Source organism: Klebsiella sp. AqSCr (assembly GCF_008452795.1).
GTDB classification, from domain to species: domain Bacteria; phylum Pseudomonadota; class Gammaproteobacteria; order Enterobacterales; family Enterobacteriaceae; genus Klebsiella; species Klebsiella pneumoniae.
Genome location: NZ_MJDM01000004.1, coordinates 160772 through 173495, shown reverse-complemented (window position 1 = coordinate 173495; position 12724 = coordinate 160772). Strand labels below are relative to the sequence as shown.

Sequence of the window (12724 nt, the reverse complement as noted above, 5' to 3'; positions counted from 1 at the left end):
CTGTGCCGGCTGCACCTCCGGCTCCGGCAGCGGCTTACGCGGATGAAACGCCAGGGCACGCAGCAGCGTCATTTCGACGCCCATCCGCCGGTCCGGGGCGTAAGGCAGCTCTTTGCGGCCAATCAGCAGCGTTTGGTAGTAGAGCTGAACGTCGCCGGGCGGTACGGTTCGCGCCAGTTCGCGCATCCGCACTTCGACCGCGGCCATGTCGGCGCCCAGCGCCGAAGGCGACAGCTGAACCATGGCGATGCGGTGCAGCAGGCTCTGCATCTCGACCAGCAGCGCCTCCCACTCGACGCCGCGTGCGGCGGCGTCATTGACGCCCGCCATGACCCGCTCGCCGTCGGCAGCAACCAGCGCTTCAATCAGCGACAGCGCCTGATCGTCATCAAGGGTGCCGAGCATGGTGCTCACCGATGCGGCCGTCAGCTGCCCTTCCCCACTGGCAATCGCCTGATCGGTCAGGCTTAAGGCATCGCGCAGGCTGCCATCGGCCGCCCGCGACAACAGCTGCAGCGCGCGGGGCTCAAAGGCAATCTGCTCTTCGCCAAGAATATGCTCCAGCTGATGGCGGATCTGTTCAACGTCCAGCGCCTTCAGGTGGAACTGCAGGCAGCGGGATAAGATCGTTACCGGCAGCTTCTGCGGATCCGTTGTCGCCAGCAGGAATTTGACGTGCGCCGGCGGCTCCTCCAGCGTTTTTAACAACGCGTTGAAGCTGTGACGCGACAGCATATGGACTTCGTCGATGAGATAGACCTTAAAGCGGCCGCGGGCCGGCGCGTACTGGACGTTGTCCAGCAGATCGCGGGTATCTTCGACTTTGGTTCGCGAGGCGGCGTCAATCTCAATCAGATCGACAAAGCGCCCCTGTTCAATTTCCCGGCAGTTATCGCACACGCCGCAGGGGGTGGCGGTGATGCCGGTTTCACAGTTTAACCCTTTCGCCAGCAGACGGGCGATGGAGGTCTTCCCGACCCCGCGGGTACCGGAAAAAAGATAAGCGTGATGAATGCGCCCTAACGACAAGCCGTTCGCCAGTGCGGTCAGCACATGTTCCTGGCCGACGACGTCAGCAAAGGTTTGTGGGCGCCATTTACGGGCTAAGACCTGATAACTCATGGGCTGGCTCTGAAACGCTGGAAGGTGAAATCACGAAGGGGTCATGCTATCACAGCCCCGCCCGATCGGCGAGGCTATGTGGAGGGATTTGCTTAGTGGCCCGGGAACGGCACCAGACTGTAGCAGTGGATCCCCAGCTTCTCCAGGCGCTGTTCGCCGCCCAGATCGAAGAGATTGATAATGAAAGCGGCATCGTGCACTTCGCCACCGAGGCGGCGGATCAGTTTGACCGTGGCGTCGATAGTGCCGCCGGTCGCCAGCAGATCGTCAACCACCAGCACTTTATCGCCCGGTTTAATGGCGTCAACGTGGATCTCCAGCTGATCGGTGCCATACTCCAGCTCATAGGTCTCGGCGATGGTTTCACGCGGCAACTTACGCGGCTTGCGTACCGGAACAAAGCCCACGCCCAGCGCCAGCGCGACCGGGGCGCCAAACAGGAAGCCACGCGCCTCAGTCCCTACCACTTTGGTAATACCCGCGTCTTTGTAGCGCTCGGTCAGCAGTTCAATGCTAAGCGCGTAGGCCTTCGGGTCTTCCAGTAAGCTGGTGACATCGCGGAAAAGAATGCCAGGTTTTGGATAATCCTCGATACTCTGGATGCTGTTCTTCAGATATTCAAGCTGCTGTGCAGTTGCGGTCATAAGTGTATGCCTGATTGAAACGGTATTACCCACGGGCGTGCAAAAGGGGCCAAAGAAACATTTGTTTAACCTTTGACCAGGCTTGCCCGCGCTCGAAAACGCCAGAATTTACTGGCTGTCGGCAACAATTGCAACAGGCATTATTGCGCATCAGTGCTTTTGTTGCTTTGCGTCAACCACCGGAATGCGCCACATAAAGATCAGCAGACAGGCCAGAATGACCAACAGCATGATGCGCACCCACGTAAGCTTAACCAGCCATAGCGAAATAGCAAAAGTCACCACGATCATCACAATGGCGCGCGGTTTAGCGCCGCGAGGCATGGCGCGGTACTGTTGCCAGTGGCGAAGATAGCCGCCAAACCAGGAGCGATACAGCAGCCACTGGTGAAAGCGCGGCGATGAGCGGGCAAAGCACCAGGCGGCGAGCAGAATAAACGGCGTCGTCGGCAGCAACGGTAAGAAGACGCCCAGCGTACCCAACGCTACCGCCAGCCAGCCGATAATGGTTAAAATAACAGGTGGCATAATGCGAATCGTTATCAAACAGATGAGGCTACTGTAGCACAGTTGGCTGACGGAAAATGGAGGGGGTTGGTGAAAACTGCTCAACTTTTACAAACGCTGAACGACCAGCTGAGTGAGCTGGCCGCGCTGGTGGCGCCGCTGGCGGAGCACGCGACCCTCAGCCCGCGCTTTGACCGCCAGCTCTTCCACACCCGCAGCACGCTGATGCAGGCCTATCTGGCGGAAGCCCAACACAACTTTAACCAGCTCCGCCAGGCCGTCGAGCGCCAGCAGCTGCCGCAAGTGGTCTGGATTGCCGAGCGTCTGGCGGCACAAATCGCCGCGCTGCGCCGTGAAACCGCCACCTGGTCCTTGCGCAGTTGGGACCACGCGTCGCCAACGTTGAGCCGCTGGCAGCGCCGTCGCCTGCAGCATCAGGAGTATGAGCGCCGCCTGCTGGCGATGCGCGACCAACGCCAGCGTCAGCTGGCGCAGGCGACCAGCCTTGACGAGCAGCAGCGGCTGGGGAAAGAAGTTGAAGCCTACAGCGGCCGGTTGGCGCGCTGCCGACAGGCGCTGGACAAGATTGAAAACGTACTGGCGCGGCTGACGCGCTAACAGGAGAGCCCGATGTCGCTGGAAAATGCATCCGATGAGGTCAAACTGGCCGTCGATTTAATCATGTTGCTGGAATCGCATCAGATCCCGGCGCAAACCGTGCTGAGCGCGCTGGAAATTGTCCGGCGGGATTATGCAAACAAGTTAAAAAACGCGGAAAGCGGGTCGCAAAACCCAGAGAAGTAGGATGTTGTCTCCGGCAGTGTGCTGGCAGTCTGGTCCTCTGCGCATGACGCCACTGGAGACAATATTGATGGAAAAAGTCAGTCAAACCCCACACGACGCGGTGTTTCGCCAGATGCTCATGCATCAGGCGGTCGCGAAGGATTTTTTGCAGTTGTACCTCCCCGCGCCGTTTCTGGCGATCTGCGAACTGGATTCGCTGCAGCTGGTCTCCGGTAGCTTTGTTGAAGAGGACCTGCGCGCCAGCTATTCCGATATCCTTTACTCACTGCGCACGCGTCATGGACCGGGCTATGTGTACGCGCTGATTGAGCACCAGAGTACCCCGGACAAGCTGATGGCGTTTCGCCTGCTGCGCTATGCGCTGGCCGCCATGCAGCGTCATCTGGACGCCGGCCACGACACTCTGCCGCTGGTGGTGCCGATTCTGTTTTATCACGGCAAAGTGAGCCCCTGGCCCTGGGCCCGCAACTGGCAACAGCTATTCGCCGATCCGGCGCTGGCGAAGGCGCTCTATAGCAATGATTTTCCGCTGGTGGACCTCACCGTAATGCCAGATAATCAGATCGCCCGTCATCGGCGGATGGCCATGCTGGAGCTGCTGCAAAAGCATATCCGCCATCGCGATCTGGCCGAGCTGCAGGTGCCGCTGATTACGCTGATGACGCAAGGCTATCTGACAGAAGCGCAGCTGAATACGCTGCTGCGCTATATGTTGCAGGCGGGAACTACGGAACATCCGGGGGCCCTGATCCGCACGCTGGCGGCGCAGTCGCCCAGGCATAAGGAGCTGATGATGACCATTGCCGAATGGCTGGAAGAGAAAGGCCGTAAACAGGGACAGCAAGAGGGTGAGCAGGAAGCTACCCGCAGCATCGCCGCCAGAATGCTGGCGCGCGGCCTCGAACGTCAAACCGTGCAGGAGCTCACCGGGCTGAGCGATGAAGAACTCGCCGCGCTGGCGCCCTGATACAGCAGGGGCGGCTTTGCGCCGCCCCTCTTCGATCAGGACGCGGTGGTGGGCGCCAGATCGTCGCCTTTCCCGTCCCGTTTCACTTCGGTAACTTCATCGCCTTTTTCATTGCGCAGATGAACTTCCAGCTGGTTAAAGGCAATGTTGATGTCATTCTCCCGGCACAGGCGGTCGATGGCGCGGTTGAGCTCATCCACCGTGTAGCTGCGATCGCGCAGTTCACGAACATACAGACGCAGTTCATGATCCAGGGTACTGGCCCCGAAGGTGGTGAAGAAAACCGCTGGCGCCGGCTCCTGCATCACTTTCGGATGATCGTGCGCGGCCTTCAGCAGCACCTCTTTCACCTTATCCAGGTCTGAGCCATAGGCGACGCCGAGGCGGATCACCACCCGGGTCACGGTGTCGGAGAGCGACCAGTTGATCAAGCGCTCGGTAACGAACGCCTTGTTCGGGATAATCACCTCTTTGCGATCGAAGTCGGTGATGGTGGTGGCGCGAATACGGATTTTGCTTACCGTCCCCGAGAAGGTTCCGATAGTGACCGTATCCCCAATGCGCACCGGACGTTCGAACAGAATGATAAGGCCGGAGACAAAGTTACCAAAGATCTCCTGCAGACCAAAACCTAAACCAACCGACAGCGCGGCCGCCAGCCATTGCAGTTTATCCCAGGAGACGCCCAGCGCCCCGAATACCGTCATCGCCCCGATAGCGATAATCGCATAGTTGAGAATGGTGGTGATGGCGTAGGAGGTCCCCTGACGCATGTTGAGCCGCGACAGCACCAGCACCTCCAGCAAACCCGGCAGGTTGCGGATCAGCGCCCAGGCGACCATTGACGCCACAATGGCGAACAACAAACTGCCCATCGTCACGCTGCGCACCACGCTGGCCCCCGCCTCGGTGCCGTTGTAGTGCCAGAGGGTAATGCTGTCGAGGTAGGCGAAAACGGTGATCAAATCAGACCAAATCGCCCAGAACATCACCGCGAACAGCGCGACCATCACCAACATGGTGATGCGCAGCGTCTGCTGGTTGACCTGCTCGAGAGCGATAGTTGGCTCTTCCTGCGGCTCGGCGCCTTCCGCCCCTTCCTTCACCAGATGTTGACGGCGCGCCAGCGCGCGGCGCCAGGCGATACGCCGCGCCGCCACGCTCAGGCCACGCAGCACGGTCTGGTACAGCAGGTTCCAGATCATCACCAGATACACGGTCTCGATCCAGCGTCCCGCCAGACGCAGCGTCGTGTAGAAGTAGCCGGTTGCCGTCAGCACCATCAGGGCCACCGGAACGATAGACAACACCGTGATCGTCAGCAGGCGCAGGCTGTGCGACTCTTTATCGCGCCAACTTTCCCGGCACATCGGCCAAACCAGCACCGCGATCAGCAGTAAGTTGAAGAAAATCACCAACTGCCCCAGCACGTCGTCCATCAGGTTCAGCGGCGACAGTTCGGAAATCACCGACCAGAAATTCAGCGGCAGCAGCGCCAGGCTGACGCGAACAATCTGCCGCCGCCAGTGGCTGGTCAACTGCGCCGGCATATTAAAGTGGTTGACCGCGACGCCGTTCTTTTCCAGCACTTTCCAGCACAGGCCAAATACCAGCCAGAACATAGCCAGCTTTTTACTGTACGCCCACAGCAGTCCGCTAATATTTAACTGCATGGTGAGTAAGATCAGACCGATAGCCAGAATCAACAGTACCACCGGTAAGGCGCGGATCAGATCGATCAGGATCGCCTTCGGCGTATGCAGTTGGGTATCGTTGCGCAGCTGTCCCACCTGGGAAGCAAGCTTTGCCTGATAATCCTTGAGCCACTGCAGACGCCAGCGGATGAGGCCGGCAATCAACAGCAGCGGTAAACCGGCCAGGAAAGCGACAAACACCGCAGGCCACGCTTTTTCCCAGTTCACGGTGATTTTCATCGCCTTAAACTGACCTTTCAGCGCCTCCGGGAAGGCCTTAATCCACTCCCAGTCCATCGGTTTATTGCTGTTCACCCAGAAAATTTGCTGGGTCAGAATTTCCTTCAGACTGCTCGAGACGCTCATCAGCTGCTGCTGGTTGATCTGCAGGTTGATGGCCATCATCAGCTGGTTGCCCAACTGTTTGTTGAACTGATCAAGCAGTTCGCGACGCATGTCGATCACTTCCAGTAGCGCGGCGTGGACTTCATCGTTCACTTCGCTGCTGTGCCCCTCCTCCAGTTTGGCGACAAAGGCATCGCTCTGGAACAGCGCGTCGCGCTGCTGGTTCACCTCAAACTGTTCAAGCCGCAGGTCGGCGATGCGGTTGGTCATATCCTGCAGCTCATCCGCCGACGGTAATGTCTGTTGCTGTTGGTAAAGAATACGCGACAGCAGCAGGCTCCCCCGCAGAACTGAAATTTGCTCTTTAATATCCCGTTCAGACTGCAGCGCGCGGTCGAGCCAGTTTTTGACCTGGATATTGCGCTGCACCAGCTGGTTACCGTTCTCTGTTGCCTGGATCAGCTTCTCGCTGAGCTGATGGTTAATATCCAGCTCCTGCTTGACCAGCGGGTTGGCCTGAATACGCGCCGTTTCGTCGGGGGTAACCGCCTCCTGGGCGGTTTTCTCGGTCAGGGTCAGCCGTTTGCTGTTCACGGCCTCCTGCAGCAGCTGTAGCTGATGCTCCAGCCGGTTGCTCCAGGCGGTGACGTAGTCACGCTGCTTCTGCAGGGTATCCTGCAGGATAGTGTTGCCTTCGAGGCTCTTGCGCTGTTGCTCGATCTGCGCGTTGAGCAATGCCTGTTGAGCCTGCAACAGCACCTGCTGGGTCGGGCGTAGGGTCTCGTCGCCCACCGAGGTACCATTCAGACGATTGCGGATCTGCTGCAGCTGCTGGGAGGCGTTGAACATCGCATTTTGCACGCGTTCCGGCTGCGTTTGCAGGGAAACCAGTTGGCTGTTATAGGTCGCCAGATCGTTTTGCGCATTCTGCAGATCGTCCAGCGTCTGGGTGACGCGCGACTCCAGCTGACGCAGGGAGAGCGTACTTAGCGTTTTGCGCGTCGCTTCGTCGTTCGGGACATCGCTCAGGTTATTGAGGCTCTCCACCGCCTGGCGCAGCTTCGCCGGCGCCTGCTCGACCTGCTGTCGCAGCTGTGCCGTCTCGCTTTTGATACGCTCGATTTTATCCAGCGTTTCCAGCGTCTGAGTCAGATCCTGCTGGACCAGTTTGTCCTGCGGAGTCAGTTCTTTTTGCTTGTTTAACGTATTGAGCTGGCTCTGCACCTCTGCCCGATCGGGGAGATCCGCGGCGCGGCCCTGGACTGGGCTGAAAAGGCCAATAAAACAGAGCAGCGTGATAATAAAGATGAACGTGGCGCGTTGCCTGGAGATCGTGTGCAGCATAGTTAATATGAATGAATGCAAATACCGGAGAATACCGGGGGTCGTCGCAAGCGCGCAGAATAGCACTTCTCAGCGCTGGCGAATAGCGGCGGACGGCGCTAAAAATTCACGCCCATCCGCGCGCTACCTTTAAGCTGACAAGCTCTCCGGGCCGCGTAGCGTCGGGCAGAATTGATACATCTCCAGCAGAATAGCGACGTAGTCCCGCGCTTCCGCATGCAGGTCGAACGAATCGGGGGCAAACAGCCAGTTTTCCATCAGCCCGGAAAGGTAGCTGCGCATTAACACGGCCGCCCGCCGGGTGAGTAAATTGGCGGGCAGCAGCTTCGCCGCGATGCACTCTTTCAAGGTCTGCTCGATACGCTCATAACTCGCCAGGGAGAGCTGCCGCTGGGCCTGCTGCACCACGGTCATTTCACCGACGAACTCACACTTATGATAGATAATCTCCATCATTAATCGTCGACGTTCTTCTGTCACTGTCGCTTCAAGAACATAGACTAGAATCTCCCTGATAACTGAGAGTGGATCGTTGGGGAATTTTGCCCGATACTCAATTTCGAGATCGCTAATACTGGCGTCTGACAGCTCCCAAATTTCGTTGAATAAATCTGATTTATTCTTGAAATGCCAGTAGATAGCCCCCCTCGTTACACCCGCAGCTTTTGCAATTGTTGCCAACGAGGTAGATGATACGCCTTGCTGCGAAAACAGACGCAGAGCAACATCCAGAATCAGTTGCCGGGTTTCACGTGCCTGTTGTTTGGTTTTTCGTGCCATAGGTTAATGACTTTACAGAGGTTACGTTTACATACATTTGTGAATGTATGTACCATAGCATGACCATAATAGAAAGACTGTAGTGGGTTTGTGGTTGTTTGAGCCACTGAACATTTTGAAATTGGACACTCGAGGTTTACATATGAACAAAAACAGAGGGTTAACGCCTCTGGCGGTCGTTCTGATGCTCTCAGGCAGCTTAGCGCTAACAGGATGTGACGATAAACCGGCTCAACAGGGAGCCCAGCACATGCCGGAAGTCGGTATTGTGACGCTCAAATCCGCACCTCTACAAATAACCACCGAACTGCCAGGCCGCACCAGCGCCTATCGCATTGCGGAAGTCCGTCCTCAGGTCAGTGGCATTATTTTAAAACGTAACTTCGTGGAAGGTAGCGATATCCAGGCCGGCGTCTCCCTGTATCAGATCGATCCAGCCACCTATCAGGCCAGCTATGACAGCGCCAAAGGCGACCTGGCAAAAGCCCAGGCGGCGGCAAACATGGATCAACTGACGGTCAAGCGTTATCAGAAACTGTTGGGCACCAAATATATTAGTCAACAAGACTACGATACCGCCGTTGCGACGGCGCAGCAGAGCAATGCGGCCGTGGTCGCGGCGAAAGCGGCCGTTGAAACCGCGCGCATCAATCTGGCCTACACCAAAGTCACCTCGCCGATCAGCGGCCGGATTGGTAAATCCGCCGTGACCGAAGGGGCGCTGGTACAGAATGGTCAAACGACCGCCCTGGCAACCGTTCAGCAGCTGGATCCGATCTATGTTGACGTCACCCAGTCGAGCAATGATTTCCTGCGCCTGAAGCAGGAGCTAGCCGACGGCCGCCTGAAACAGGAAAACGGCAAAGCGAAAGTGGAGCTGGTGACTAATGACGGTCTTAAGTATCCGCAGTCCGGCACGCTGGAATTCTCGGATGTCACCGTCGATCAGACCACCGGCTCAATCACGCTACGCGCTATTTTCCCGAACCCGGATCACACCCTGCTTCCGGGGATGTTCGTCCGTGCCCGTCTGGAAGAAGGGATTAACCCTGACGCCCTGCTGGTACCGCAACAGGGTGTTACCCGTACGCCGCGCGGCGACGCCAGCGTCATGGTAGTGGGGGAAGGCGATAAAGTTGAAGTCCGCCAGGTCACTGCTTCTCAGGCGATCGGCGATAAATGGCTGGTCACTGACGGTCTGAAATCCGGCGATCGCGTTATCGTCACCGGCCTGCAAAAAATCAAACCAGGTGTGCAGGTAAAAGCGCAGGAAGTAGCTTCTGATGATAAACAGCAAGCCGCAGGCAACGCGCCATCAGAACAAACCAAGTCTTAACTTAAACAGGAGCCGTTAAGACATGCCTAATTTCTTTATCGATCGCCCCATATTTGCATGGGTGATCGCCATTATCATCATGCTGGCTGGGGGATTATCGATCCTCAAATTGCCGGTGGCGCAATATCCGACGATTGCGCCGCCAGCAATTTCCATTACCGCCATGTACCCCGGTGCTGACGCCGAAACGGTGCAGAACACCGTAACTCAGGTTATCGAACAGAATATGAACGGTATCGATCACCTGATGTACATGTCCTCAAATGGCGACTCCACCGGTACGGCAACCATTACGCTGACCTTCGAATCCGGTACCGATCCGGATATCGCCCAGGTTCAGGTTCAGAACAAGCTGGCGCTGGCGACGCCTCTGCTGCCGCAAGAAGTACAGCAGCAAGGGATTAGCGTTGAGAAAGCGTCCAGCAGCTTCCTGATGGTTGTCGGCGTCATTAACACCAACGGCACCATGAACCAGGACGATATTTCGGACTACGTGGCGGCCAACATGAAGGATCCGATTAGCCGTACCAGCGGCGTCGGCGACGTTCAGCTATTCGGTTCCCAGTATGCGATGCGTATCTGGATGGATCCAAACAAACTGAACAACTTCCAGCTTACGCCGGTGGATGTGATCAGCGCCCTGAAAGCGCAGAACGCCCAGGTGGCCGCGGGCCAGTTAGGCGGTACGCCGCCGGTGAAAGGCCAGCAGCTTAACGCCTCGATCATCGCGCAGACGCGTCTGACCAATACGGAAGAGTTTGGCAACATCCTGCTGAAGGTGAACCAGGACGGTTCCCAGGTTCGTCTGCGTGATGTCGCCAAAATTGAGCTGGGCGGCGAAAGCTATGACGTAGTGGCGAAGTTTAACGGCCAGCCGGCATCCGGTCTGGGTATTAAACTGGCTACCGGCGCGAACGCGCTGGATACCGCCAACGCTATTCGCGCTGAACTGGCGAAGATGGAGCCGTTTTTCCCGTCGGGGATGAAGATCGTTTACCCGTATGACACCACCCCGTTCGTGAAAATTTCTATTCACGAAGTGGTTAAAACGCTGGTGGAAGCGATCATCCTGGTGTTCCTGGTCATGTATCTGTTCCTGCAGAACTTCCGCGCCACCCTGATCCCCACCATCGCGGTACCGGTGGTCCTGTTAGGCACCTTCGCGGTGCTGGCGGCGTTTGGCTTCTCGATAAACACCCTGACGATGTTCGGGATGGTGCTCGCCATCGGCCTGTTGGTGGATGACGCCATCGTGGTGGTAGAGAACGTCGAGCGCGTGATGGCGGAAGAGGGTCTGCCGCCGAAAGAAGCGACGCGTAAATCGATGGGACAGATTCAGGGCGCGCTGGTAGGTATCGCTATGGTGCTGTCGGCGGTATTTATCCCGATGGCGTTCTTCGGCGGCTCAACCGGGGCCATCTATCGCCAGTTCTCCATCACTATCGTTTCCGCGATGGCGCTGTCGGTACTGGTGGCGTTAATCCTGACGCCGGCGCTGTGCGCCACGATGCTGAAACCCATTCAGAAAGGCAGCCATGGCGCGACCACCGGCTTCTTCGGCTGGTTTAACCGCATGTTTGATAAGAGCACGCACCATTACACCGACAGCGTAGGCAACATTCTGCGCAGCACCGGTCGTTATCTGGTGCTGTATCTGATTATCGTGGTGGGTATGGCATGGCTGTTCGTCCGTCTGCCGAGCTCGTTCCTGCCGGACGAGGACCAGGGGGTATTCCTGAGTATGGCGCAGCTGCCTGCGGGCGCCACCCAGGAGCGTACGCAGAAAGTGCTGGATGAGATGACGAATTACTATCTCACCAAAGAGAAGGACAACGTGGAATCCGTGTTTGCGGTTAACGGCTTCGGTTTCGCCGGCCGCGGCCAGAACACCGGTATCGCGTTCGTTTCGCTGAAAGACTGGAGCCAGCGTCCGGGTGAGGAAAACAAAGTTGAAGCGATCACCGCGAGAGCAATGGGCTACTTCTCGCAGATTAAAGATGCGATGGTCTTCGCCTTTAACCTGCCGGCTATCGTTGAACTGGGTACCGCGACCGGCTTTGACTTCGAGCTGATTGACCAGGGCGGTCTCGGCCACGAAAAACTGACCCAGGCGCGTAACCAACTGTTTGGCATGGTGGCGCAGCATCCTGACGTGCTGACCGGCGTGCGCCCTAACGGTCTGGAAGATACACCGCAGTTTAAAATCGATATCGATCAGGAGAAAGCTCAGGCGCTGGGCGTCTCCATCAGCGACATTAACACCACGCTGGGCGCAGCCTGGGGCGGAAGCTATGTCAACGACTTTATCGACCGCGGCCGCGTGAAGAAAGTGTACATCATGTCCGAAGCGAAATACCGTATGCTGCCGGAAGATATCGGCAAGTGGTATGTTCGCGGCAGCGATGGTCAGATGGTGCCGTTCTCTGCTTTCTCGACCTCGCGTTGGGAATACGGTTCGCCGCGTCTGGAACGCTACAACGGTCTGCCGTCACTGGAAATCCTCGGTCAGGCCGCGCCAGGCAAGAGTACCGGTGAGGCGATGGCGCTGATGGAAGAGCTGGCGGGTAAACTGCCTTCCGGTATCGGCTACGACTGGACCGGGATGTCTTATCAGGAGCGACTGTCCGGCAACCAGGCCCCTGCCCTGTATGCCATCTCGCTGATTGTCGTCTTCCTGTGTCTGGCGGCGCTGTATGAGAGCTGGTCGATTCCGTTCTCGGTTATGCTGGTCGTCCCCCTGGGTGTGGTCGGTGCGCTGTTAGCCGCCACCTTCCGCGGGCTAACCAACGACGTTTACTTCCAGGTGGGTCTGCTGACCACCATCGGCCTGTCGGCGAAGAACGCAATATTGATCGTTGAATTCGCCAAAGACCTGATGGAGAAAGAGGGCAAAGGGCTGATTGAGGCGACGCTTGAAGCAGTACGTATGCGTCTACGTCCAATCCTGATGACATCTCTGGCGTTCATCCTCGGGGTAATGCCGCTAGTTATCAGCTCCGGCGCCGGCTCCGGTGCGCAGAACGCCGTCGGTACAGGCGTAATGGGCGGGATGGTGACCGCGACGATCCTGGCGATCTTCTTCGTGCCGGTGTTCTTTGTGGTGGTTCGTCGCCGCTTTAGCAAAAAATCGGAAGATATAGAGCACAGCCATCAGGTTGAGCATCATTAATCTTCACTCCTG

10 protein-coding genes are annotated in these 12724 nt (G+C 57.5%); 5 read left to right on the top strand and 5 right to left on the bottom strand.

The window, feature by feature from the left end:
- The 3 genes from dnaX to BHE81_RS03410 form a co-directional block, all read right to left on the bottom strand.
- A partial coding sequence (gene dnaX, locus BHE81_RS28535) for a DNA polymerase III subunit gamma/tau (RefSeq protein ID WP_142370618.1) occupies window positions 1–1122 on the bottom strand: 1122 nt, incomplete at its 3' end.
- Between the two features lie 92 nt (window positions 1123–1214).
- Complete coding sequence (gene apt / locus BHE81_RS03415) at window positions 1215–1766, bottom strand: adenine phosphoribosyltransferase (RefSeq protein WP_002892145.1); 552 nt, start codon at window positions 1764–1766, stop codon at window positions 1215–1217.
- A gap of 150 nt (window positions 1767–1916) precedes the next feature.
- On the bottom strand, window positions 1917–2294 hold the full coding sequence (locus BHE81_RS03410; RefSeq protein WP_023342969.1) for a DUF454 family protein: 378 nt from the start codon (window positions 2292–2294) through the stop codon (window positions 1917–1919).
- 69 nt (window positions 2295–2363) lie between these two features.
- Between BHE81_RS03410 and priC the strand changes: the two genes are divergently transcribed.
- The 3 genes from priC to BHE81_RS03395 all read left to right on the top strand — a co-directional run bounded on the left by priC (window position 2364) and on the right by BHE81_RS03395 (window position 4044).
- Window positions 2364–2891 (top strand): primosomal replication protein N'', encoded by a 528-nt coding sequence (gene priC, locus BHE81_RS03405; protein ID WP_002892142.1) that lies wholly within the window; start codon window positions 2364–2366, stop codon window positions 2889–2891.
- A 12-nt stretch (window positions 2892–2903) separates the two neighbouring features.
- Entirely contained in the window at window positions 2904–3077 is a 174-nt protein-coding gene (gene rsmS, locus BHE81_RS03400; protein ID WP_002892136.1) for a pleiotropic regulatory protein RsmS, read from the top strand.
- A gap of 67 nt (window positions 3078–3144) precedes the next feature.
- On the top strand, window positions 3145–4044 hold the full coding sequence (locus BHE81_RS03395) for an Rpn family recombination-promoting nuclease/putative transposase (protein WP_023342970.1): 900 nt from the start codon (window positions 3145–3147) through the stop codon (window positions 4042–4044).
- A 35-nt stretch (window positions 4045–4079) separates the two neighbouring features.
- Here the strand turns inward: BHE81_RS03395 and mscK are convergent, their stop codons facing one another.
- Together mscK and acrR are read right to left on the bottom strand one after the other, a co-directional pair.
- Window positions 4080–7427, bottom strand: coding sequence for a mechanosensitive channel MscK (mscK, locus tag BHE81_RS03390; RefSeq protein ID WP_004142927.1), 3348 nt, complete (start codon window positions 7425–7427; stop codon window positions 4080–4082).
- Between the two features lie 129 nt (window positions 7428–7556).
- Complete coding sequence (gene acrR / locus BHE81_RS03385; protein ID WP_002892080.1) at window positions 7557–8207, bottom strand: multidrug efflux transporter transcriptional repressor AcrR; 651 nt, start codon at window positions 8205–8207, stop codon at window positions 7557–7559.
- Between the two features lie 142 nt (window positions 8208–8349).
- On the opposite strand from acrR, the gene acrA reads away from it, so the two are divergent.
- Window positions 8350–9543, top strand: a complete 1194-nt coding sequence (gene acrA / locus BHE81_RS03380) for a multidrug efflux RND transporter periplasmic adaptor subunit AcrA (RefSeq protein WP_004177236.1) — start codon at window positions 8350–8352, stop codon at window positions 9541–9543.
- Window positions 9544–9565: 22 nt separating this feature from the next.
- Window positions 9566–12712 carry a multidrug efflux RND transporter permease subunit AcrB gene (acrB, locus tag BHE81_RS03375; protein ID WP_002892069.1) on the top strand — a complete coding sequence of 1049 codons (3147 nt, stop codon included), beginning with the start codon at window positions 9566–9568 and terminating at the stop codon, window positions 12710–12712.
- Window positions 12713–12724: the final 12 nt, after the last annotated feature.